The organism is Vibrio casei, assembly GCF_002218025.2.
Taxonomy (GTDB): Bacteria; Pseudomonadota; Gammaproteobacteria; order Enterobacterales; family Vibrionaceae; genus Vibrio; species Vibrio casei.
On record NZ_AP018680.1, the window covers coordinates 2,658,278 to 2,682,898 of the forward strand.

Consider the following 24,621-nt stretch of genomic DNA (forward strand, 5'->3'; position numbering starts at 1 on the left):
TATCTACTGGCTATTCCAAATATTGAGCATTATATACTCAAGCGACCTAAGATGCATGAGGCTCAGAATAAAATTATCAATGATTATCATTTCAGTCATAACTGATAGAAGATAATCCCCTTCCGAGAAGTGGCAGTGTAAATCCACACGATACAATAATTATTCTTTTACCACCAAAGATTGCATTAATATTTGAGAGTTTTTGATTCTACCATTTTCGATCAAATGAATAAGCCAACTACGATATGAGCTCTTAGATAAGGCTTGTGCCACTATAGACCCATCATCGACATGATTGAGCTTCTCCACCAAAAAACTTTTGACCATTTCATTCATAGGTTGAATCTGAACCAAACCGTTTATTGCTATATTTTTCAAAGCCGGATTTTGAGTTGCTTCCATTAATTGATTCATTGAAAAATCATCACCAACCGAAACCAACCGTTTAATTTCATCTTCACTGGCTTTATTGGCTTTCATCTTCCAAAGCAAACTATATAACCGTTGATCTTGCGTCAGTTGTGCCAACTTAACAACAACTGGCGTAGACGGTACCCATTGAATTAATGACTTCCCCACCAACTGATTAACTAAATATTCTAGTGCTTGTGGCGATAAACTACCCGCCTCATTCACTAACAAGGTTTCATGCTCTTTCGATATAGGAGAATTACCTTTCAACCAACTAAACAAATCCAAATCTTGGTTTTCTGCCGCAATAATAAAATCAATGGTTGTTTGATCCTGCTTCCAACTTGCAATTAAACGGTCAGCAATAAGGGAGGCATTGAATGCAGGCATACTGGCGATATAGCTGTCACCAGAATCAAAAACCGTATAAATAGGAGTGCGCTGTTGCTGTGACTTAATAAAAATAGCCATTCTTGGCGTTAAGACTAATCTCTGACTTTCAATTTTTTTAAGCAATAGAAATCGAATGACTTCTTGTTCTGGCAGGGGTGTCTGCGCCAATGTATTTCTAACAGAATCAGCATTATCAAATAAAACATCTTGATAAATCGCATTAGTTGAATGCAATACTTGAGAGTCAGTCAATAATAAATCAACGTCTTCTTGAGTAATATCAAGAGAAAAAGTTAATGGTGACCACAAGACAGCATTCAGAAGTAAAGTAATGGCTAACAATCCTTGTCGCATATTCTCTTCCTTTTATATTGCGACAATAGTGCAGACAAATTTTATCGAAGACAATAAAAATCACCGCTCAATGTGAGCGGTGATTATATTCGTTAAACCAACAATTAACTAACGTTTAAATTATTGACGACGCATTGCATCAAAAAATTCATTATTCGTCTTCGTCATTGCGAGCTTATCAATGAGGAATTCCATTGCATCAGTTTCACTCATAGGGTGAACAATTTTGCGTAAAATCCACATCTTTTGTAATTCGTCTGTTTTTGTTAATAACTCTTCACGACGAGTACCAGAACGATTGAAATCGATCGCAGGGAATACACGCTTTTCCGCAATTTTACGGTTCAAGTGTAATTCCATATTACCTGTGCCTTTAAATTCTTCGTAGATAACTTCATCCATCTTAGAGCCGGTATCAACCAATGCCGTTGCGATAATAGTTAAACTTCCGCCTTCTTCAACATTACGAGCCGCACCAAAGAAACGCTTAGGTCGATGTAAAGCGTTAGCATCAACACCACCAGTGAGGATCTTACCTGATGAAGGAACAACCGTGTTATATGCACGAGCAAGACGAGTAATTGAATCAAGTAAGATAACAACGTCTTTCTTGTGCTCAACTAAACGCTTGGCTTTTTCAATTACCATCTCAGCAACCTGTACGTGACGAGAAGCTGGCTCATCAAACGTAGACGCAATCACTTCACCTTTTACAAGGCGTTGCATCTCAGTCACTTCTTCCGGGCGCTCATCAATAAGCAAGACCATCAATTCACACTCTGGGTGATTATAGGCGATGCTTTGAGCGATATTTTGCAGCAACATAGTTTTACCCGCTTTAGGCGGAGCAACAATCAAACCACGTTGGCCTTTACCGATCGGAGAAGCTAAATCAAGAACTCGAGCGGTAATATCTTCGGTTGAACCATTACCACGCTCCATCACCATGCGTTCATTCGCATGTAGAGGAGTTAAGTTTTCGAAAAGTATTTTATTACGGGCGTTGTCTGGGCGATCAAAGTTAACAGTATTTACTTTCAAAAGAGCAAAATAGCGTTCACCATCTTTAGGTGGTCGTATCTTACCTGCTACCGAGTCACCAGTCCGTAAGTTAAAGCGGCGAATTTGACTTGGTGAGACATAAATATCATCAGGGCCAGCAAGGTAAGAACAATCTGCCGAGCGCAAGAAGCCAAAGCCATCTTGAAGTATTTCTAAAACCCCATCGCCAAAAATATCTTCACCACCTTTCGCATGCGCTTTTAGGATGGAAAAAATGATATCTTGCTTTCTTAAACGGGCTAAATTTTCCAAGCCAAGACTTTCGCCAAGCGCAACAAGCTCAGATACAGGTCTGTTTTTCAGTTCTGTTAGGTTCATAGTGGTAGATGCTTTTTTTGTCAAAATAGGATTCTGTTGGTTATTTATAAGATAGGTTTGACCTTAAGGAACGGCCAAGAAATGGATATTTGTCTAATTAACGTGCGATAAATTATCACTAAAATAAAGACTAGTCTAGCTTTATAAAAAGACAAAACCGCACATAAGCCATTTATATGCGGTTTATAATTACAAAATCAATTGTAATTATAAGTTGGCATCCAAAAACTCTTTCAATTGAGTCTTAGAGATAGCGCCTACTTTCGTTGCAGCAACACCACCATCTTTAAATAAAAGTAGTGTTGGAATACCACGAATACCAAACTTTGGTGGTGTCCCAGCATTCTGATCGATATTTAACTTACCAATGGTGAGCTTACCTTCATATTCTTCAGCGATTTCATCAAGAATTGGGGCGATCATTTTACAAGGACCACACCACTCTGCCCAAAAATCTACTAGAACTGGACCAGCAGCTTTGATTACATCATTTTCGAAACCTTCATCAGAAAGCTGCATAATCTTGTCACTCATCTTCCACTCCAATATATATATTTTATGATCTGGTTGGATGATAACCAGCAATTAGATTGCCTATTGGAATGGATTTACTTTCGTATTGCAAGCTTAAGCTGATATTCTATAGCAATGAAGAAGACACATATCACAGAGCAAAAATTCGCCGACTTGGATTTATTACCCCAAGTCATTGAAGGATTGGAAAAAAAAGGGTTCGAGTATTGTACCCCTATCCAAGCCTTGGCGTTGCCGGTACTGCTCACCGGCCAAGACATTGCAGGCCAAGCCCAAACTGGGACTGGTAAAACCCTTGCGTTTTTAACTGCTACTTTTAATCATTTGCTCAAAACAGCAGAACCAGAAGGACGACAAAAAAATCACCCTCGCGCCATTATTATGGCTCCGACACGTGAACTCGCGATCCAAATTTATAACGATGCGGAAGGATTAATTGAATCGACAGGCTTAAAGGCTGGTCTTGCTTATGGTGGTGAAAGCTACGATAAACAACTAACCAAACTACAAGATGGTGTCGATATATTAATAGGAACCTGTGGCCGTATCATCGACTTTTACAAGCAAAAAGTTTTTAGCTTAAACAGCATTCAAGCTGTGGTACTGGATGAAGCCGATCGTATGTTCGATCTTGGTTTCATTAAAGATATTCGCTTCTTGTTCCGCCGTATGCCAGAGCCAAGCGATCGCCTTAATATGCTTTTTTCGGCAACGCTGTCTTATCGCGTGCAAGAACTTGCTTTCGAACATATGCACAATCCAGAGCATGTGTTAGTGGAAGATCAACAAAAAACGGGTAATAACATCAAGGAAGAATTATTTTACCCATCGAATGAGCACAAAATGTCATTACTTCAAACATTAATTGAAGAAGAATGGCCTGAACGTGCCATTATTTTTGCCAACACCAAGCATAAATGTGAAGCCGTCTGGGGAAGTTTGGCCGCCGATGGACACCGTACTGGCTTATTAACAGGCGATGTTCCACAAAAGAAACGCGAGCGTATTTTAGAAGAATTCACGCGTGGGGATTTAGACTTCTTAGTCGCGACAGATGTTGCAGCACGAGGTTTACATATTCCAGCAGTCACTCATGTTTTCAACTTTGACTTACCCGATGATGCTGAAGATTACGTGCATCGTATTGGACGTACAGGTCGAGCTGGCGCAAGTGGTTCTTCTATCAGCTTTGCTTGTGAAGACTATGCGGTTAACTTACCCGCCATCGAAGAGTATATTGAGCACTCAATTCCAATGTCGGAATATGATGCTGATGCCCTATTGACAGATTTACCACCCGCGATACGCTTGCAGCGAAAACCACAAACAAATCGTCGCACAAATACGGGTGGAGCACGCGGTTCAAACCGTAACAATGGCTCTCGTAATAACAATAATCGCCGTCCACGTCAGCCACGTAGCAACTGATCGATATAGGTATAATGGGTTTATGAGTAATACAGTTTCATCTCCTTTATACGCAGCCATAGATTTGGGTTCGAATAGCTTTCATATGCTAATCGTTCGTCATATTGAAGGTAGCGTTCAAACCATGGCAAAAATTAAGCGCAAAGTGCGTTTGGCGAATGGATTGGATAAAAATAACCAACTCAGCCAAGAAGCCATGCAACGAGGATGGGACTGTTTAAGCTTATTTGCAGAGCGTCTCCAAGATATTCCAACTACGAATATTCGAATTGTTGGTACAGCGGCTTTACGCTCTGCAACTAATGTAAACACCTTTACTGAAAAAGCGAATCAAATCCTAGGCCACACAGTTGAAATTATAAGTGGTGAAGAAGAGGCCGCCACCATTTATAAAGGTGTAGCCCATACCTCTGGTGGCTTAGGCCGACGTTTAGTTGTTGATATTGGTGGCGCAAGTACTGAACTTATTATCGGTAAAGAGTTTGAGGCTCAAGCATTAGTCAGCTTATCGATGGGCTGTGTCACTTGGTTAGATAATTATTTCCATGATCGCCAATTAACTCAAAGTAATTTTGATACGGCTATTTTGGCGGCCAAGGCGACATTACAACCTATTTTAGAAAAATATTTACATTTAGGCTGGGATATCTGTGTCGGTGCAAGCGGTACGGTACAAGCCTTGCAGGAAATTATGTTGGCACAAGGAATGGATGAAATAATCACCTTAGCCAAGCTCAAACGTCTGCAAAAACAGGCCATGATGGCCGCTCACCTTGAAGAACTTGAAATTGATGGTTTAACCTTAGAAAGGGCCTTGGTATTCCCTAGTGGTCTGTCAATATTAATTGCCATTTTCGAAAGCTTAGACATCAAAGCCATGACATTAGCTGGCGGGGCACTACGAGAAGGTCTTGCTTATGACATGATTGGCGAAATGCATCAGTCAAACATTCGCCAACGAACCATTACCAGTATTCAAAAACGCTACCAAGTCGATATTGAATATGGCAATCAAGTCGCCTCTGTTGCTTTAAAATTACTTGAACAATGCGGTGGAATTCATTGGGTATCAGAAAACCAAGCCGCGTTTTTACTCCAATCGGTTGCTGAGTTACATGAAATAGGCTTAAGTATCGACTTTAAAAAAGGCGGAGAACATGGTGCCTATTTATTACAAAACCTCGATCTACCCGGCTTTACTCGAGCTCAAAAACATTTTCTTGCTGAATTAACCCGTCGATATCGTGAACAATTAACTTCATTGCCAGAACAACACGCACTTTCAAGTCAAAGCAGTAAGCGTTTACTTCGAATTTTACGTTTAGCGGTACTGCTCACTCACAGGCGCAGTACTCAGCTTCAACCCAAATTTCTATTACATTCAAATGATGATTCACTTACATTAGAAATCAATCAAGCCTGGTTAGATAATAATCCACTTACTCGCGCAGAATTAGAAATGGAAGCCAATCGACAAAGTGATATTGGTTGGCCCTTAACCATTACCTCGTAAGATCGCCATTAATAAAAATGAGAGCCTAATGATTGGCTCCCATTTTTTGTTTCAGATAGAGCATTAATCAACATCTATATCGGCTGAAATCGCATCTTGCGCCAACCACTCAGCAACATCTTTAGCAAAATAAGTCAAAATACCATCAGCACCAGCACGCTTAAAACACAGTAAAGATTCCATCACAGTTTCTTTTTCTTTTAGCCAACCATTTTGAATGGCGGCTTTATGCATGGCATACTCACCCGAAACTTGATAAGCAAACGTAGGCACTTGTAATTCCGTCTTCACTCGACGAACAATATCCAAATAAGGCATACCTGGCTTCACCATCACCATATCCGCACCTTCATTGATATCCATGGCAACTTCATGAATCGCTTCATCACTATTGGCCGGATCCATTTGGTAGTTTTTCTTATTGCCACCTTTCAAGTTACTACTCGAGCCGACGGCATCACGGAATGGACCATAATAGTTAGACGCGTATTTAGCAGAATAAGCCATAATTTGAGTATGAATATATCCTGCTTTTTCCAGTGCTTCTCGAATTTTACCAATTCGACCATCCATCATATCTGATGGTGCCACAACATCAGCACCGGCTTGTGCATGAGATAAGGCTTGCTTAACTAAAACGTCTGTCGTCTCTTCATTCAAGACATAGCCATCATTATCAATAATGCCATCTTGACCATGTGTCGTGTATGGATCTAAAGCTACATCCGTAATGACGCCAATATCAGGCACATGCTCTTTGAGTGCACGTACCGCTCGTTGCACCAAACCCTCAGGGTTATATGCCTCGGTTGCACATAACGATTTTACATCTTGGTTTACGACAGGGAACAGTGCAATGGCAGGCACCCCCAATTTAGATAGATAATCAGCCTCTTCTAACAATAAATCGATAGAGAGGCGCTCGACACCTGGCATCGACTCAACCGGCTCTCTTCGGTTTTTACCCATAAGAACAAACATTGGATAAATTAAATCATTCGCACTTACGCTATTTTCAGCGACTAAGCGACGGCTAAAATCATGTTTACGAATACGACGCAGACGGCGACCTGGGAATTGACCTTGAATGGATACTGACACCTTAACTCTCCTTATCGATAAATTGGCTAGCTATTTTATGTTGCTTGTCTCCATCATATCATTGTCATCACACCTTGGAAGTAAAGAATCATCTCGACCTAAAGAAGGTGTTGCTCCATTCCAAGCATCAAAAAAATTATATGATAATGAGCCGGAACCTCTGGCATTTATCCCCAAGTAAGTTATGTATATACTGGTACTATAACTTCAATAACCAATGAGTTTTTTATGATTGATAGCCACGCCCATATTTACGCAAAAGAATTCGACAATGATCGTGATGAGGTTGTTCAGCGGGCTCTCGATCTTGGTATCAATAAAATTCTGCTCCCCAATATTGATTTAGAATCCATTGAACCGATGCTTGCCACACAGGCCGCTTATCCAACGGTATGTCATTCTATGATGGGATTGCACCCTTGCTATGTGAATGGCAATATCCAACAAGATTTAGCCGTCATCCGAAGCTGGTTTGAAAAACATAATTTCATTGCAGTTGGTGAAATTGGCATCGATTTATACTGGGATAAAACGTACCAATCAGAGCAAGAATATGCGTTTCAGACTCAGCTTCAGTGGGCTAAAGAACTTAACCTTCCAGTTGTTATCCATACTCGAGATTCGATAGAGCAGACGCTAGAGATCCTAGAAAAAGAACAAGATGGAAACCTGACTGGTGTTTTCCATTGCTTTGGCGGCAGTGTAAAACAAGCACAAGCTATCAATGCATTGGGCTTTCACCTAGGCATTGGAGGCGTGTCCACATTTAAAAATGGCGGCATGGATAAAGTTATTCCTCACCTCGATTTAAATTACATAATTTTAGAAACCGATTGCCCTTACCTTGCACCAACACCTCATAGAGGTAAACGTAATGAGCCCTCTTTTATGCCATTGGTCGCGCAACGTATTGCTGATTTGCGAGAAATGAGCATCGAAGGTGTCACACAGCTAACAGACCGAAACACTCATTCATTATTCAATTTAGAGCGTTAATCTCTTTCCATCTATTTTGTTTCATATGAAACAAAAAAGCGCAGCTGATATGAGCTGCGCTTAAAAGATTAAAAATACGAGTACTTAAATCCTATTTAAACTATTCGTCGTCCTGATCGTCTTCCTTATTACGTGGTTTAGTGTAGAAACGTGAGAAGAACAAGCCTATCTCAAACAAAATACACATAGGTATTGCTAATAACGTTTGAGACACCAAATCCGGCGGTGTTAATAACATACCGACCACAAAAGCAATAACGATAATATAAGGTCGTTTTTCTGATAATGACTTGGTATCCGTAGCCCCTGTCCAACAAAGTAAAATAATCGCAACCGGCACTTCAAAAGCAATACCAAACGCCATAAACAATGAAAGCACAAAATCTAAATAACTGGATATATCAGTAGCAAATTCAACCCCCCCTAAAGAAATCGCCGTAAAAAAACTAAAAACAAGTGGGAATACCACAAAGTAAGCAAATGCGACACCACAGTAAAATAGTAATGAACTTGATATTAGCAAAGGAATAATTAAACGGCGCTCATGCTTATAAAGGCCAGGAGCGACAAATGCCCATATTTGATAGAGCACCAGAGGAACAGCAACAAATACCGAAGCGACTAAAGTTAGCTTTAGTGGGGTAAAAAATGGTGAGGCGACATCCGTCGCAATCATTGTTGCACCGACAGGAAGGCGATCAATGAGTGGTGCTGATACAAATTCATAGATCTGGCTAGAAAACCAAACTAAACAAATAAATACCACTAGTACAGACGCTAAAGCTTTCAATATTCGATTTCTAAGCTCAATCAAGTGACTAATTAAAGGTTGAGCTTCTTCTTGAGTCGACATGTAAAACCTCAATCATGAAACGCCTTACTCTGTAGTTTATAAGAGTGAGGCGCAATAAGTAAACGAACAATATTTACTGGTTTTTATTTTGGGAAAGCGTGGGATCTTTTTTTTCTGATTCCAGACTTTCGGAAACATGTTCTGGTGAGCTTACACTTTCTAAATTAGATGTCTCTTGTGTCGAAGGCTCTTTGATCGAATTTTTTGCATAAGGGCGCTGAACATCTTGTGCGGCCTTTTTCAGTTCTTCAATCGAAGATTGCAATTCAGGGGATAAATCTTTCATTCCCATTTGCTCTGCTTTACGAAGATTATCTTGTAACTCTTGGATTTTAAGTTCCTGAGACAATTCATCTTTAACACTATTCGCCATGCTTTTTGCCGTACGAACAAACTTTGTCACACTGCGAATAGCAACGGGAAGCCGTTCAGGGCCAAGCACAACCAAGGCAACAACCGAGATTAATACCAGCTCCCAAAAACCGATATCAAACACCGATTAACCCTGCTCTTTTTCTTTTTTAGCTTCCGCTTCTGCGGCTGCGTCTACTTTAGCTTGATCAATTGATTTAGTATCGAAGTCTGCATCTTTTTCTGTCGATTTAGCAGAAGCATCTTCATCGCTCATGGCTTTTTTAAAGCCTTTGACTGCTGAACCTAAATCACCACCGATACCACGTAGTTTCTTAGTACCAAATAACAAAACTACGATGACAACAATGATCAAAAGTTGCCAAATACTAATTCCGCCCATGTTCTTTACCTCGGGTCAAATAAAAAGAAACACATATTAATGTGCATTGTTTACGTTTTAATTACGGTAAGCACGCCAACTTGCCAACCAAGAAATAAGGCCTACTGCGGCAAAACCACCAGATAGCCCTAAATGCCAGTCTGAATGACTTAACTGCAATACTGCTGAGCATACGATTAATGTTGCCCCAATGCCAAATAAAAATAGACCGGTTGTTTGCTTTCTTTTGTTTGCGGAATATAGGACAAAGTAACGTGCTACATTTTGATCTAAATCACGACCTCGCTTTAAAGTTTCATACAATAACTCTGGTAGCTCTGGTAGTTTTTCTGCCCATAATGGTGCTTTATCTTTAACTGCATTAAATACTGCTTTCGGTCCAACTTGGTCCATCATCCATTTTTCAAGAAATGGTTTTGCTGTCTGCCATAAATCTAGCTGTGGATATAACTGTCGACCAAGTCCTTCCACGTACAATAATGTTTTTTGTAATAATACTAATTGTGGCTGCACTTCCATGTTAAATCGACGCGCAGTATTAAATAAGTTTAGTAGGACATGACCAAAGGAGATCTCACACAAGGGTTTAGCAAAAATAGGTTCGCATACCGTTCTTATCGCCGATTCAAAATCAACAATATTGGTATCAGGCGGAACCCAACCAGAATCAACATGTAATTGTGCCACTCGACGATAATCACGGTTGAAAAAGGCTAAGAAGTTTTCGGCTAAATATCGTTTGTCTTCATTATTAAGCGTACCAACAATCCCACAATCTAACCCTATCCACATTGGATTTTCTGGCGTATTCCAAGAAATAAAAACATTGCCTGGGTGCATATCGGCATGAAAAAAACTGTCTCTAAACACTTGAGTGAAAAAGACGGTTACCCCCTTTTCAGCCAATAATTTCATATTAACATTATGAGACGATAACGTTTTAATATCTGAAACTTGAATACCATAAATTCGTTCGGACACCATGAGATGTTCACTGCTGAGGTCCATCAATATCTCTGGAAAATATAAATCATCACTTCCTGAAAAATTTCTTTTTAACTGTAACCCATTCGCCGCTTCACAGCGTAAATCCAACTCACTCAGCAATGTCCTTTCGTATTCTCCGACGACCTCAACCGGCTTTAAACGTCGAGCATCAGGCATGAATTTAGCGACAATTTTTGCCATTCGATACATTAGCTTCAGATCAGCATGGATAACGGGCTTGATATCAGGGCGAATTACTTTAAGAACGATTTCTTGTCCGGTCTCTTTGACTTTTGCTGTATGCACTTGTGCTATAGAGGCCGAGGCTAATGGCTCTATATCAAACTCATCAAACCATTGCTCAACAGGGCCACCAAGTGACTTTTCAATTTGTTGTTTCGCGAGCTTTCCATCAAAAGGACTCACTTTATCTTGTAGTAATGCAAGCGGATCCGCGATGTAATCAGGAAAAAGATCTCGTCGAGTTGACATCATTTGTCCAAACTTAATCCAAACAGGACCAAGCTCTTGGAGAGCTAAACGTAAACGTTGCCCAACATCTTTATCTCTATGTTTTCGACGAATCCAAAAAGCCAATTTTAATGCACGGCGTGGCCATTTAACTAATTCATGATCGGGTAATAAATCATCTAAACCATATTCTAATTGAATTTGAATGATTCTATATAGGCGACGTATCTCGGTTAATGTCATGAATTCGATACCAAACGATTAATGCGTTGTTCTATGCGACCACATTGGCTGACCACATCATCAACTTGGTCACAGAATGCCGCCACCTCTAAGCCATTAGGAGCGACTTGCCACTCTTGTGTTAATACTGTGCCGAGTTTTTTCTGTTGGCTTTGTAAACTAGACTTACACCAATCAAGGTGGCTTTTTGCTCCTTGAACGAAAACATGCGCAACCACATCTCCCGTCACTCGAGACAACCACTCTTCAATATCGGGTTTAATATCCGAAATCAATTGAGAAAATTTCTGAGCAAGTTGAATGTCACCTTCTAGAACAAGCTTATCTTGCTTAATTAATTGCGTGATATTGGCTTGCTCTTTCAATTGTGGCAAGACAGAAAGGGTTAAGCTGAGATAACAATCCGGCTGTCCTTCATACTGACTTAATACATCCACTTGGTGACTGAATACAAAAATCAATTGACGATTTAATTCTTGTAGGTGGATATGAATCACTTTGCCTTTTAAGCGCGCAACCTGTTGTTGATATTGTGTTTCATCATTAATTAAGCGATTAAAAGAGGTTTCAATTAGCCCCGTAACGAGTGGTTCAAATGGCATAAGCCGTCCTTAACATAACCAATTATTAAAACTTATATCCGCGGTGTAAGGCAACGATACCGCCGGTTAAGTTGAAGTATTTTGTTTGATCAAAGCCTGCATTTTCCATCATACCTTTCAACGTTTCTTGATCAGGATGCATTCGAATAGATTCAGCCAAGTAACGGTAGCTATCAGCATCATTCACAATTGCTTGACCAATTCTTGGTAATAAGTGGAATGAATACAAATCATAAACCTTTGATAAAGCCTCTACCTTCGGCTTAGAAAACTCGAGTACCAACAAGCGACCGCCTGGTTTAAGTACCCGAAACATCGAACGTAAAGCTTTATCTTGATCGGTGACATTTCTCAAACCAAAGCTAATGGTAATACAGTCAAAGTAATCATCTGGAAATGGTAATTCTTCAGCGTTAGCCTGTACATAATGTACATTACCAATAATACCGAGATCGCGTAATTTATCGCGTCCAACATTAAGCATTGAATTATTAATATCAGCCAAAATCACCTGACCAGCATCACCAACGATACGTGAAAATTTCGCGGTAAGATCACCAGTACCACCAGCTAAATCTAAAATGCGCTGCCCCGGTCGAGCACCACTGCAATCGATAGTAAATCGCTTCCAAATACGGTGAATCCCCCCAGACATGAGATCATTCATAATGTCGTATTTCGCCGCAACTGAGTGAAAGACCTCAGCAACTTTTTCTACTTTTTGCTCTTTGGCAACAGTAGTAAAACCAAAATGTGTTGTGTCATTTCGTGGTGTATTCACGTTATCTGATTGTATGTGCTTATCCGTCATGTTTACCAGTACTCCAACTTAGATACAGATGCGAGCTAATTCTAATTACGGTTAGTTTACTTTATCCTCAATCACTTGTCTGTGCTTGTCAGAGTCATTTTGCGCAATTTCAGTGATTTCCTGACTGATGCTTTTTTTAACTTCTACGCCTAACTCTTTAAATCCTTCAGCTTGACGAATTAGATTACCTCGTCCAGTCGATAATTTATTCATCGCACCTTGATAACTATTTTGTGCTCGATTTAACGCCTGACCAACGGCTTCCATATCATCAACAAATAAGCGCATTTTGTCGTACAATTTACTGGCACGTTCTGCGATTAACTTCGCGTTTTGATTCTGCCTTTCATTACGCCATAAATTATTAATTGTTCGCAATGCCACAAGTAAGGTGGTCGGGCTCACCACAATGATATTTTGTTCTAGCGCATCTCGTACGAGACTTGGATCTTTCTCTATTGCCAATTGAAAAGCAGGTTCAATAGGAATAAACATTAGGACATAATCTAGCGACGTAATTCCTTTTAATTGCTGATAATTTTTTTGACTAAGCAACTTAATATGACTACGCATTGAAACTAAATGTTCATTTAATGCCCTTTCTTTTTGTCCTTCATTTTCCGCATTAAAATAGCGTTCGAAAGCCACCAGCGTCATCTTAGAATCAATAATGACTTGCTTATTTTCCGGTAGATTAACAATGACATCCGGTTGATAACGCTTGCCGATATGCGGATGATTCAAACTAACTTGAGTCAGATATTCATGGCCCTCACGTAATCCTGAGTCTTGTAGCACTTTAGCAAGTACAACTTCCCCCCAGTTGCCCTGCTGCTTATTATCGCCTTTTAATGCCTGTGTTAAATTTACTGCGTCTTGAGCCATTTGTTCATTCAGTTTTTGCAACTGTTTAATCTCGTGCACTAAAGTATGGCGCTCTTTCGCTTCCGAATGAAAATTATCTGAGACTTGTTTTTTAAATCCACTTAACTGTTCTTTTAATGGTGATAATAAGCTGTCTAAGCTTTGCTTATTTTGTTCATCAACACTTTTTACTTTCGTATCAAAAAGCTGATTGGCTAAACTTTCAAACTCAACTTTTAACCGATTTTCTGCTTTTTCTAATAACTCCAGCTTCTCTTGAGATGAGCGTTTTTCTTCTTCATGTCTAGCACTTTGCTCTCTCATCATTGCGCTCAATTCATGATTGGTTGAACGTAACGTCTCATGCTGCTGCTGAAGATCACGAATGTCTTTTTGCAAGGTTTCAAGAAACACCAATCTTTCATTGGCCGCCATTAATTGACCATATGACTTTCGAGCTTCAAATTCGGATTTATCTCTTTCTAAATCCAGCGCTTCAAGTTCTTTATGACTTTGTTCTAGCTCATTTTTAAGTTGTTGAATTTTTTGGTATTGCGTTTGTAAATCCGATTGATGTTGTTGAGTTAATAATTCAACCTTATGTAAATAACGGCTTCTCAACCATAGGTTGACCGCAACCAAAATTATTAGGATTACTATTAGAAAAAGCCCAATCAAATCGTTACTATCATTAAACCACTGCATAAGCACCCTTTTATCATTTCATTCGTTTATACAGATCATATTCAATACTGGATAAATGTCCAGTTAACTGTAAACTTACTTGCTCTAATCAGGATTATTAATTTATGGCTTCTCCAACAAATACAGAGCGTAAGGCGATCATTTATGGCCTTACTGCTGTTTTACTTTGGTCTACAGTTGCCACAGCGTTTAAATTAACCTTGCAGCAATTGAGCCCAATTCAAATGCTCTTTATTGCAAGCTTAGTATCGACTTGTACCCTTATCATTATTTGCGCTTGTAACCGAACCTTGCCCCAAATCACATCCACCTTTTTAAGTAACCCTAGCTATTTTTTGCTGTTAGGACTGATTAACCCTTTGGGCTATTACTTAATTTTATTTAAAGCCTACGATTTATTACCTGCCTCACAAGCCCAACCTCTAAATTACAGTTGGGCTATTACGCTAACCTTAATGGCTGCACTGTTTTTGGGGCACAAAATACGTAAGAAAGATTGGGTAGCTTGCGGATTAGGCTATTTAGGCGTACTCATTATTGCCACTAAAGGTGATCTATTCTCTTTACAATTTGATAGTCCATTAGGCGTTGGATTAGCATTATTATCGACTTTATTATGGGCCGGATATTGGATACTTAACGCACGTAATAAAGCCAACCCTATCATCGTTGTATTGTTGGGCTTTGTTGTGTCATTGCCCTTTTCGGGAGCGTTAGTTTGGTATGAAGGCTTTGAATGGCAAGAAGTAACTGGAAGGGGGTGGCTAGCCGTCATTTATGTCGGGTTGTTTGAAATGGGCATTACATTTGTTGCTTGGCTTACAGCATTAAAGAATACTAAAAATACTTCTCGAATCAGTAACTTAATATTTCTATCACCGTTTATTTCTTTAATGCTGCTTGCTAAAATTATTGGCGAGACAATATATATATCGACAATTATAGGATTGATATTTATTTTATTAGGATTGGCTATTCAACAGATAAAATTGGGTGATAAATAACGTTAAATCAATAGTTTAAAAGTAGAAGGCTTGTCTGATAAAAATATATCTGTACTTTATTTTTTGCTTTCAATATAACTTTTAAGATCTTCAACTGAAATGCCTTCCGCTTTTAAATCATTGGCTATTTTCTGAATATGCTCACCTTTGCGCGATTCTAAAACAACTTGAAACTGATAAATAATATCTCTTAGCAATTCTAAAGGTACCTGCTTCGCTGCACTTCTAACACGGTCTTCACTTTGGTTTCCTAATTGGATTAACAATTTACCAAACATAACCTTTTCAGGACTTTCATCCAATTGCTCTAAAATTCGAGCCATTTCATAAGTAGTTAGTGACATATAAAATATAATATTCCAGTAGTTTTAAATATAGAAAGGGGGGAGTCGCGAATGTAAGTTAAATATACGCTCGATTTTCAGTTTAGCCAATTATAATTCGTATATTCAATGTTAAAATTTAATCTCAAAAGTGTCTATAGACATGTCATTTTACAAAGCTTTGCAAATCTATCTCATCTAGAAATTCTTTTCCGCTATATATCAATTTTTCATAGTTGTTTTCATTACAGATTATAAGCATGGTGGTAGTATCAAACCACTAAATTTACATCTATGGCTATATGGAAAGAGCGACCAATAAAGCTTTCCTATATGAAGATAAGGATAATCAAGATGAAAAAAGAAATTCTAAATCGTATTGAGCGTTTACGCCAGTGGCTAATAAAAAATGACTACGATGCAATCATCATTCCTCACGAAGATGAATTTCTCGGCGAATATATTCCCGAACATAATGAACGCCTCGCTTATATCTCAGGATTTGTTGGTTCAGCAGGCGCAGCCATCATCACACAGGAACAAGCTGCTATTTTTGTCGATGGCCGTTATACGATTCAAGTTACAAAGCAAACACCAAATGACGTTTTCTCTTACCATCATTTAATTCAAGAGCCACCATTAACTTGGGCTACCCAGAACCTAAAGCAAGGTGCCCGCTTAGCTATCGATCCTAAAATGCACTCAGCTACATGGTTTGAAAAAGCATCGCAACAATTATCTGGCCATTTGAATACAATCAGTGTCGATCAAAATCCAATTGATACAATTTGGCAAGATCGCCCTGATCCGATTGAATCCACGATGCGATTGATGGATCTGGAATTAGTAGGTCAATCGAGTGAGGCAAAACGTCAGCACATTGCGGACACTCTTTTACACACCAATATCGATGCTGCGCTTCTTACCCAATTAGATTCTATTTGTTGGTTGCTCAATATTCGCGGGTTAGATGTTTCTCGTCTGCCAGTACTATTAAGTCATGCCATTATTCATCAAGATTCAAGCGTAGATTTCTTTATCGCTGCTCATCGTATTCCTAGTGACTTCACTCAACATGTTGGCCCAAATGTACGAGTGCATGAACCGCAGGATCTTGAGAAGATTTTAGCCACTCTCGCCAATAAGCAAGTGCTGGTTGATCCAAACACCAGTAACGCATGGTTTACTCTGACCTTACAAAAGCATAATGCCATTATCCATCCTGCAGCCGATCCATGCTTACTCGTTAAAGCTTGTAAAAACTCAGTAGAAGCACAAGGGATGATCAATTGCCATGTACGTGATGGTGTTGCCATGGTGAGCTTTTTAAGTTGGCTAGATAAAGAAGTGGAACAAGGTCAAATGCATGATGAAGATGTTCTGGCGACCAAACTTCAATACTATCGCGAACAAGACTCAACGCTTGCTGACTTAAGTTTCGATACTATTTCCGCCGCTGGCAGTAATGCGGCAATGTGTCATTACAATCATGCTGATCAGCCTGAATTTGGCAAACTGTCACTCAACAGTTTGTACTTAGTAGATTCGGGTGGTCAATATCAAGATGGCACTACGGATATCACACGTACCGTGGCGATTGGGCAACCAAGTGACTTCATGAAACAACAATTTACTTTGGTGCTAAAAGGTCATATTGCTTTGGCAAGTGCACGCTTTCCAAAAGGCACAACTGGCAGCCAACTCGATGTGTTAGCTCGCCAATTCTTGTGGGCAAAAGGTTACAATTACGATCATGGTACTGGTCATGGTGTTGGTCACTTCCTAAGTGTACATGAAGGGCCACAACGTATTTCCCCAGCTTACAACGGCGTAGCTCTACAAGCTGGTATGGTAGTTTCCAATGAACCGGGTTACTACCGTACCGATGAATTTGGTATTCGTATCGAGAACTTGGAACTGATTAGTAATGTTGAGTCGGCTGGCGATCTTGAAGTACTTGGTTTTCAATCTTTAACTCGTTGCCCAATTGATACTCGAGCGATCAATATTGATATGTTAAACCGCCCTGAGTTAGCTTGGTTAAACGACTATCATCAAAAAGTGTGGAGCGATTTAAGTCCTCTGGTTGAAGGTGAAGTGAAAGCGTGGTTAGAACAAGCGACCTCCCCTTTGTCTTATGACGCAAGTTAAGGGTTACAAAACATAGCTAAACTCACGCTGATAAGTAAGTCAGCACAACTGAGTAAACAAAAATAAAAAGGCCCACAATGAATTTCAATTGTGGGCCTTTATAGCTTAATGTTTCACGTGAAACATTAAGCTAGAATTAAAGCACTACTCATCCAGAGTATACATGATGCCAATCCGTCCATACTGCTTCATAACCACGAGATTTCACCGCTTCTGCTACCGATGCGGCAGAACGCTCATCACTAATCGCAAACTGCTCAAGCTCAACATCATCATTGGCATAACCACCTGGTTGTGTTTTTGAAGCCGCCGAAATGCTAGTAATTCCCAAACCTAAAACATTGTCTCGAAACTCAGGTGATTCACGAGTCGATAATGACAATTCAACCTGTGGATTAAATAAACGATAGGCACAAATAAGTTGTACCAGTTGTTTATCTGACATTACCGATTTTGGCTGAACTCCACCTTCGCATGGTCTTAATCGTGGGAAAGAAATTGAATAACGACTTTGCCAATACCGCTTTTCCAAATAGTTCAAATGACTGGCTGCAAAGAAACAATCAGTTCGCCACTCTTCCAGCCCGATTAATGCACCAATACCAATTTTATCGATGCCTGCTTTAGCCAATCTGTCTGGTGTCTCTAACCGATAATAAAAATCTTGTTTATTACCGCGTAAATGATGCAAGGCATAAGTCGATGGATGATAAGTTTCTTGGTACACCATCACCGCATCCAAACCTAGCGTTTTCAACTCAGCGTAATCATCTTGATCAAGCGGTTGAACTTCCATAGCTAGATAACTGAATGATTTTTTAATCAACGGCAGAGTTTGTCGAAAATAATTCATCCCAACTTTGGTTTCATGCTCACCGGTAACCAATAGGACACTATCAAATTTCATTTTTTTGATAGCCGCTATCTCATCACTAATTTCATTCTGATCTAGCGTTTTTCGCTTAATTCGATTGTCCATGGAGAAACCACAATAACTACACGAATTAGCACAGAGATTAGAAAGATAAAGCGGTATATAAAACCCCATCGTATGACCAAATCTTTGACGTGTTAACGCATAAGATCTCTGTGCCATTAACTCTAAATACGATTCAGCCGCAGGTGATATTAGCGCTTTAAAATCTTCTAAATCACACTTGGGTTTAGCTAAAGCGCGTTCAACATCCTGCGCTGTTTTACTGTAAATCGACAGCTTAATACTATCCCAATCCAATTTTTTAAATTCATCAATATAACTCATCACAAGCCACCTAAGATAAAAATGCCGTTAATGGGCTGGAAGCTATCGCTTTTTGACTCGCGCCAGCTAATCCTGAACGGTAAGCTAATCGTCCCGCTTCTACTGCATATTTAAATGCTCTTGCCATCATAATTGGATCGCTAGCAGCAGCAATAGCGGTATTGACCAACACGGCATCCGCGCCTAACTCCATCGCTTGGGCTGCATGTGAAGGTGCCCCAATCCCTGCATCGATAATCACAGGAATAGTGGCTTGCTCAATGATAATTTCTAAGAAATCTTTTGATGCTAAGCCTTTATTCGATCCAATAGGTGAACCGAGTGGCATGATGGCAGCGCAACCTGCCTGCTCAAGATGACGACAAAGAACCGGATCAGCATGGCAATATGGTAGTACTACAAAACCAAGTCGAACCAACTCTTCTGCTGCTTTTAATGTTTCAATTGGGTCTGGCATCAGATATTTAGGGTCGGGATGGATTTCTAACTTTAACCAATTGGTTCCGAGTGCTTCACGAGCCAACTCTGCTGCCATAATTGCTTCTTTGGCATTTTTTGCACCAGAAGTGTTCGGCAATAGGTTAATTTTTGCTTCCATTAGTGGCTGTAAAATATCATCGTCTTGATTATGTATATTGACGCGCTTTAACGCCATTGTAGATAATTGAGAGCCTGAAACTGCCAATGCTTGAGCCATCGTGTGTTTATTGGCAAACTTTCCGGTTCCGGTGAATAAGCGAGAAGTAAATACTTTATCTGCAATCACAAAAGAATCAGAGCCGAAAGTATCTGACTCGATACTGAGATTTGAACCTTGATAAGATGATTGAGTATTCATAAAATTAGCCCCCTGCAATTGCTTGGAAAAGTGAAATATCATCACCAGAATTAACATGCACTTCATGCCAACGTGACTTTGGAACAATATTATCATTTACCGTGATGGCTATATTCTTGACATCAACCTTTAGATCTTGGATTAGTCCTTGTAGGGAAACCGGCACATCCAATGCGATGGTTTCTCCATTAATCATTATATTCATCTTCTTTCCTAAGAATTTGAACGCGTTCCCTTCAACTTATTTACTCATTAAAATAGTCACAATAATCTCAGTCATCGGTTATTAATGACCAATATTTATTTATAAGTGACTACAAATAGGACACGAAGGATCCACGCTAATATTAAATTTTTGCCAAGTTAATGATTGCCCATCAAAGAGATTTAGAACATTCGGTTTTAACTTGGCGTTTTGAGTAATGAGCTTAATCGCTTCTAGTGCCTGTAAATTGCCTAACGTTCCAACTACTGGGCCGATTACCCCATTTTCAGAACACTTCAATCCAGCACTATCATCTTGATACGGCACAGCACAGTGGTAACAAGGCTGCTTACTTTGTCTAAAATCAAATGTCATTAACTGGCCGACCCAGCCAATAGCTGAACCGGAAATCAATGGCGTACCTGATTCAACACAAGCCTTGTTAACCGCTTGGCGAGTGGGAAAGTTATCGCTGCAATCGAGTACTACATCCGCCATCATCACTTCTAGATTTAGCCTGTCGCTTTCTAAAAATGACTCAACACTGCGTACTTTATTACTCGAGTTCAACTGCTTGATTTGGTTAACCGTTGCTTTCGCTTTATTCACACCAATATCGAATTCACGATAAATCACTTGGCGTTGTAAATTCGACGATTCAACACAATCACCATCGGCAACGACGAGTTGACCTACACCAGCAGAAGCAAGATATAAGGCGACCGATGAACCCAATCCACCACATCCAACAATCAGTATTTTACTGGCAAGCAATAACTCCTGGCCTGACTCCCCAACTTCAGGAACCATAATTTGACGTTGATAGCGTTGAAACTGTAAATCGTTCATAAGTAGCCTTTTAAAAAATTAAGCTCAAATCCAATTATGCTGATTCAGCAATACGCGCCTCATCCGTTTGCATAATTTGCGCAAATAAGTTGATGGCTAATTGTATATCAGGAGCTTGAGTAATGGCACGCACAACGGCCAAACTCGTTACACCACATTGCCAAACTTGCTGAGCATTGGATAAATCTATTCCACCAATCGCAACGGTTGGCTCACTTGGTACTAGGCTACTGATCATTTCTTGATATAAACGCAGCCTAGTCAGTCCTTGTGGTCTTGATACCATCTGTTTAGTTGGTGTGGGAAAAATATGCCCAAGCGCAATATAGCTAGGATTGAGTTGTGCCGCTTTTAGGATTTCATAGTAACCATGTGTTGATAAACCTAATCGTAAACCTGAACGCTCAATTACTCTTAAATCTGCGGTAAGTAAATCCTCTTGCCCTAAATGCACACCATAGGCTTTATGCTTAACAGCAAGTTGCCAGTAGTCGTTAATAAAAACTTGCGCATCATGCTCACGCCCCAGTCTTATTGCTTGCTCAATTTGCCACTCTAAGTCACTTTGATCTGGATCCTTAATGCGTAACTGAATCGTTTTCACTCCAAACTTTAGTAACGTTTCAATTTGAGTAAATTCCGTCACCACTGGATATAAGCGAAATTTATCTCTTTCTAGCTCAGCAAAATCAAACAAAGACTCTTGAATATTCTCCCACTGAAACTGAAGTTCTAATTCCTGCTCCACCCGGTCATTAACCAATAATGGTACTGGAAATAAGAAGCGCTCTTTTGGCCATGTTTCACGTGAAACATTCAACACGGCATCTGCTGAGTTCAATTTTTTTGATGATGAAATATGAGAATGCGATACAGCCGCCCGCGCTAAAGTTAAGGCATCTTCCAAAGGAAAGTCCAAACTAAGACAAGAAAAGAACCATGCTAAATGACGATGTGGTTCCAGTTGTATGTTCTGCGCTGAACGTAAAACGCAAAACTCTGCTTCAGTATTAAGCCAAATATCATGATGCTCACCATTAAATAGTGCATCAATATAAACGGCATTTTTATTCAATACTGCCGGCAGTGAAGCGCCATCTAAATACACTAAATGCCGAGCTTCGCTTTGAGATAAGTTTGAGGCCAATGCATTTGATGTTAGCTCTGACTCCTCCTCAAAAGCAGGAATAGGAGCATTCAATTGCACCGAAAATATCTTGTCTTCAATACCATTGTGATAAACAAAGTCGCCATTATTACTGTGGCTTACTTGAATATGATCAGTGGTAAATCCGACTTGGTTAGCTGCGCTTAAGCATTGCAAGAATATCTCTTTGATATCATCATGCTGTGGTGGCAATTTAATCTTAATCATTAAACCTCTTGCTCCGATTCTTCAGGCTGATGAGATACCGCCGGATGGTATAACTCTGATCCTGTGGCTAGGAACTCAGCTGATTTTTGTCTCATTCCTTCTAGTGGATCATCTAGCATCTTGATATTAATCGCCTGATCCGCTGCTACCTGTTTAGTATCTTTAGCGTACTCTCGTACTTCTTGTGAAATCTTCATCGAGCAAAATTTAGGTCCACACATCGAACAAAAATGAGCAACTTTTCCAGACTCTTGCGGCAGGGTTTCATCATGGAATGCTAGCGCGGTTTCAGGATCGAGCGATAAATTGAATTGGTCATGCCAGCGAAATTCGAAGCGCGCTTTGGATAAGGCATTGTCTCGGATTTGAGCCCCAGGATGTCCTTTAGCTAAATCCCCAGCATGCGCGGCTAGTTTATAAGTTATTAAACCAGTTTTCACATCTTCTTTATTTGGCAATCCAAGGTGCTCTTTAGGCGTGACGTAACACAACATCGCGCAACCAAACCAACCAATCATGGCCGCACCAATACCGGAAGTAATATGATCGTAACCCGGTGCAATATCGGTTGTCAGAGGGCCTAATGTATAAAATGGTGCTTCATGGCAATGCTTTAATTGTTCATCCATGTTCTCTTTAATCATATGCATAGGCACATGTCCTGGGCCTTCAATCATTACTTGCACATCATATTGCCACGCCACTTTGGTTAACTCGCCCAATGTGCGTAGTTCAGAGAATTGTGCTTCATCATTCGCATCTGCGATAGAGCCAGGACGTAAACCATCGCCCAAAGAAAGTGCCACGTCATACTTAGCGCAAATCTCACAAATCTCACGAAAATGGGTATAAAGAAAACTTTCTTGGTGATGTGCTAAACACCATTTAGCAATAATAGAACCACCGCGAGAAACAATACCAGTCACGCGTTTAGCGGTCATAGGAACATAGCGAAGCAGTAAACCTGCATGAATGGTAAAGTAATCCACCCCTTGTTCAGCTTGTTCAATCAAGGTATCACGCATCACTTCCCAGTTAAGATCCTCTGCAACACCATTCACTTTTTCTAATGCTTGGTACATTGGAACCGTGCCAATCGGTACAGGGCTGTTACGCAAAATCCACTCACGAGTTTCATGAATATTACGACCAGTAGACAAGTCCATTACCGTATCGCCCCCCCAACGAGTTGACCACACGAGTTTTTCAACTTCTTCTTCAATTGAAGATGACACCGATGAGTTACCGATATTGGCATTCACTTTAATTAAAAAGTTACGGCCAATGATCATAGGTTCAGATTCTGGGTGATTAATATTAGAAGGAATAATCGCACGCCCTTCTGCTACTTCTTGGCGTACAAATTCAGGCGTGATTTCCTTGGGTAAATTAGCACCAAAGTTATTACCTGGATGTTGTTGGTTCATTTGTTCATCGGCAAATTTCTGGCGACCCATATTTTCTCGAATCGCAATGAACTCCATTTCAGGAGTGATAATGCCTTGTCTTGCATAATAAAGTTGAGTGACACACTGGCCAGATTTAGCTTTACGAATTCGGGGTAAATTGCCATAGCGAAGATTATCTAGCGTTTCATCTTCAAGTCTTTCTTTAGTAAAAGAGGAGCTGACATCCGATAAAATTTCAGTATCACTGCGCTCTTCTATCCATTGTTCACGCAATTTTGGCAAGCCAGTATAAAGGTCGATTTGATAATCAGGATCGGTATACAAGCCTGATGTATCATAAACTTGGATTGGCTCATTAGGTTGAAAAACAGGATTATTTTTACCGCCACCAATTAAACTATCAGCAAGCGAAATTTCTCGCATTGGGACGCGGATATCAGCGCGGCTACCTTCAATATAGGTTTTAGATGAATTGGGATAAGGTTGAACAGATAAAGACTCAATGAAATTTTTTGCTTCCATTCGAGCTTGTTTGCGACTTGACGACATAGCATTTTCCTTTAACTTTTTGAGTTAGGGCTCCCAAGGGAGTAAATGCTTGACGGATTTTGATGCACAAGAATGCAGGTCTGCAGAATAAAAACACAGCTACATTAATAGAGGGGTAATATGGATTACTCTTCTCTCGTTCCCTACGCAGGTATTAGCCTGATCAGGTTCACGGATCCCGCAACGACGCGGTCTCAGCCTTATGGCACTCCGACAAGTGAAAAATAGTATAGACGATAACGAATTTATAACAATGT

Annotated in this window: 24 protein-coding genes and 1 riboswitch; of the genes, 6 read left to right on the forward strand and 18 right to left on the reverse strand. The window is 39.9% G+C overall.

Annotated features, from left to right (window positions below):
- Positions 1 to 159: 159 nt before the first annotated feature.
- The 3 genes from VCASEI_RS12430 to trxA all read right to left on the reverse strand — a co-directional run bounded on the left by VCASEI_RS12430 (position 160) and on the right by trxA (position 3,072).
- Positions 160 to 1,158 (reverse strand): hypothetical protein, encoded by a 999-nt coding sequence (locus VCASEI_RS12430; RefSeq protein WP_089110838.1) that lies wholly within the window; start codon positions 1,156 to 1,158, stop codon positions 160 to 162.
- 120 nt (positions 1,159 to 1,278) lie between these two features.
- Positions 1,279 to 2,538, reverse strand: coding sequence for a transcription termination factor Rho (rho, locus tag VCASEI_RS12435; protein WP_086957747.1), 1,260 nt, complete (start codon positions 2,536 to 2,538; stop codon positions 1,279 to 1,281).
- 207 nt (positions 2,539 to 2,745) lie between these two features.
- Entirely contained in the window at positions 2,746 to 3,072 is a 327-nt protein-coding gene (gene trxA / locus VCASEI_RS12440) for a thioredoxin TrxA (protein WP_086957749.1), read from the reverse strand.
- A 114-nt stretch (positions 3,073 to 3,186) separates the two neighbouring features.
- On the opposite strand from trxA, the gene rhlB reads away from it, so the two are divergent.
- Both rhlB and gppA read left to right on the forward strand, forming a co-directional pair.
- Positions 3,187 to 4,500, forward strand: a complete 1,314-nt coding sequence (gene rhlB, locus VCASEI_RS12445) for an ATP-dependent RNA helicase RhlB (protein WP_086957751.1) — start codon at positions 3,187 to 3,189, stop codon at positions 4,498 to 4,500.
- A 22-nt stretch (positions 4,501 to 4,522) separates the two neighbouring features.
- Positions 4,523 to 6,013: a guanosine-5'-triphosphate,3'-diphosphate diphosphatase gene (gene gppA, locus VCASEI_RS12450; protein WP_086957752.1), complete on the forward strand. Its 1,491-nt coding sequence runs from the start codon at positions 4,523 to 4,525 to the stop codon at positions 6,011 to 6,013.
- A gap of 63 nt (positions 6,014 to 6,076) precedes the next feature.
- Here gppA and hemB read toward each other — a convergent pair whose 3' ends face one another.
- Positions 6,077 to 7,114, reverse strand: coding sequence for a porphobilinogen synthase (hemB, locus tag VCASEI_RS12455; protein WP_086957754.1), 1,038 nt, complete (start codon positions 7,112 to 7,114; stop codon positions 6,077 to 6,079).
- Here hemB and VCASEI_RS12460 point away from each other — a divergent pair.
- Both VCASEI_RS12460 and VCASEI_RS12465 read left to right on the forward strand, forming a co-directional pair.
- Positions 7,101 to 7,295, forward strand: a complete 195-nt coding sequence (locus tag VCASEI_RS12460) for a hypothetical protein (protein ID WP_086957756.1) — start codon at positions 7,101 to 7,103, stop codon at positions 7,293 to 7,295. The genes hemB and VCASEI_RS12460 overlap by 14 nt on opposite strands.
- A 47-nt stretch (positions 7,296 to 7,342) precedes the next feature.
- Positions 7,343 to 8,110, forward strand: a complete 768-nt coding sequence (locus VCASEI_RS12465) for a TatD family hydrolase (RefSeq protein ID WP_086957758.1) — start codon at positions 7,343 to 7,345, stop codon at positions 8,108 to 8,110.
- 100 nt (positions 8,111 to 8,210) lie between these two features.
- On the opposite strand, the gene tatC is transcribed toward VCASEI_RS12465, so the two are convergent.
- The 7 genes from tatC to rmuC form a co-directional block, all read right to left on the reverse strand.
- Positions 8,211 to 8,963, reverse strand: coding sequence for a twin-arginine translocase subunit TatC (gene tatC / locus VCASEI_RS12470; RefSeq protein ID WP_086957760.1), 753 nt, complete (start codon positions 8,961 to 8,963; stop codon positions 8,211 to 8,213).
- A gap of 73 nt (positions 8,964 to 9,036) precedes the next feature.
- A complete protein-coding gene (gene tatB, locus VCASEI_RS12475) occupies positions 9,037 to 9,459 on the reverse strand; it encodes a Sec-independent protein translocase protein TatB (RefSeq protein ID WP_086957762.1) in 423 nt (140 codons plus the stop codon).
- Between the two features lie 3 nt (positions 9,460 to 9,462).
- On the reverse strand, positions 9,463 to 9,717 hold the full coding sequence (gene tatA, locus VCASEI_RS12480; protein WP_086957764.1) for a Sec-independent protein translocase subunit TatA: 255 nt from the start codon (positions 9,715 to 9,717) through the stop codon (positions 9,463 to 9,465).
- A 57-nt stretch (positions 9,718 to 9,774) separates the two neighbouring features.
- A complete protein-coding gene (ubiB, locus tag VCASEI_RS12485) occupies positions 9,775 to 11,418 on the reverse strand; it encodes a ubiquinone biosynthesis regulatory protein kinase UbiB (protein WP_086957766.1) in 1,644 nt (547 codons plus the stop codon).
- Positions 11,415 to 12,020, reverse strand: coding sequence for a ubiquinone biosynthesis accessory factor UbiJ (locus VCASEI_RS12490; RefSeq protein WP_086957768.1), 606 nt, complete (start codon positions 12,018 to 12,020; stop codon positions 11,415 to 11,417). The genes ubiB and VCASEI_RS12490 overlap by 4 nt, the downstream gene beginning before the upstream one ends.
- A gap of 25 nt (positions 12,021 to 12,045) precedes the next feature.
- Positions 12,046 to 12,831, reverse strand: a complete 786-nt coding sequence (ubiE, locus tag VCASEI_RS12495; protein WP_086957770.1) for a bifunctional demethylmenaquinone methyltransferase/2-methoxy-6-polyprenyl-1,4-benzoquinol methylase UbiE — start codon at positions 12,829 to 12,831, stop codon at positions 12,046 to 12,048.
- 51 nt (positions 12,832 to 12,882) lie between these two features.
- Positions 12,883 to 14,400: a DNA recombination protein RmuC gene (gene rmuC, locus VCASEI_RS12500; protein WP_089110837.1), complete on the reverse strand. Its 1,518-nt coding sequence runs from the start codon at positions 14,398 to 14,400 to the stop codon at positions 12,883 to 12,885.
- A 104-nt stretch (positions 14,401 to 14,504) separates the two neighbouring features.
- Between rmuC and VCASEI_RS12505 the strand changes: the two genes are divergently transcribed.
- Positions 14,505 to 15,404, forward strand: a complete 900-nt coding sequence (locus tag VCASEI_RS12505; protein WP_086957774.1) for a DMT family transporter — start codon at positions 14,505 to 14,507, stop codon at positions 15,402 to 15,404.
- Between the two features lie 56 nt (positions 15,405 to 15,460).
- Here VCASEI_RS12505 and tsrA read toward each other — a convergent pair whose 3' ends face one another.
- Complete coding sequence (gene tsrA, locus VCASEI_RS12510) at positions 15,461 to 15,748, reverse strand: H-NS-like global regulator TsrA (RefSeq protein ID WP_086957776.1); 288 nt, start codon at positions 15,746 to 15,748, stop codon at positions 15,461 to 15,463.
- Positions 15,749 to 16,081: 333 nt separating this feature from the next.
- Between tsrA and VCASEI_RS12515 the strand changes: the two genes are divergently transcribed.
- Entirely contained in the window at positions 16,082 to 17,878 is a 1,797-nt protein-coding gene (locus VCASEI_RS12515) for an aminopeptidase P family protein (protein ID WP_086957778.1), read from the forward strand.
- Positions 17,879 to 18,026: 148 nt separating this feature from the next.
- On the opposite strand, the gene thiH is transcribed toward VCASEI_RS12515, so the two are convergent.
- From thiH to thiC, 6 genes are all read right to left on the reverse strand, one after another.
- Complete coding sequence (thiH, locus tag VCASEI_RS12520) at positions 18,027 to 19,139, reverse strand: 2-iminoacetate synthase ThiH (protein ID WP_089110836.1); 1,113 nt, start codon at positions 19,137 to 19,139, stop codon at positions 18,027 to 18,029.
- A 10-nt stretch (positions 19,140 to 19,149) separates the two neighbouring features.
- The gene (locus VCASEI_RS12525) at positions 19,150 to 19,977 is read right to left on the reverse strand and encodes a thiazole synthase (RefSeq protein ID WP_086957783.1); all 828 of its coding nucleotides are present in this window, start codon (positions 19,975 to 19,977) and stop codon (positions 19,150 to 19,152) included.
- Positions 19,978 to 19,981: 4 nt separating this feature from the next.
- Positions 19,982 to 20,182, reverse strand: a complete 201-nt coding sequence (thiS, locus tag VCASEI_RS12530; protein WP_086957785.1) for a sulfur carrier protein ThiS — start codon at positions 20,180 to 20,182, stop codon at positions 19,982 to 19,984.
- A 99-nt stretch (positions 20,183 to 20,281) separates the two neighbouring features.
- Positions 20,282 to 21,031, reverse strand: a complete 750-nt coding sequence (locus VCASEI_RS12535) for a HesA/MoeB/ThiF family protein (RefSeq protein WP_086957787.1) — start codon at positions 21,029 to 21,031, stop codon at positions 20,282 to 20,284.
- 34 nt (positions 21,032 to 21,065) lie between these two features.
- Positions 21,066 to 22,406, reverse strand: coding sequence for a thiamine phosphate synthase (gene thiE / locus VCASEI_RS12540; RefSeq protein WP_086957789.1), 1,341 nt, complete (start codon positions 22,404 to 22,406; stop codon positions 21,066 to 21,068).
- Positions 22,406 to 24,364, reverse strand: coding sequence for a phosphomethylpyrimidine synthase ThiC (gene thiC / locus VCASEI_RS12545; RefSeq protein ID WP_086957791.1), 1,959 nt, complete (start codon positions 24,362 to 24,364; stop codon positions 22,406 to 22,408). Before thiC ends, thiE begins: the two co-directional genes overlap by 1 nt.
- A gap of 123 nt (positions 24,365 to 24,487) precedes the next feature.
- A riboswitch (TPP riboswitch) is annotated at positions 24,488 to 24,587 on the reverse strand.
- Positions 24,588 to 24,621: the final 34 nt, after the last annotated feature.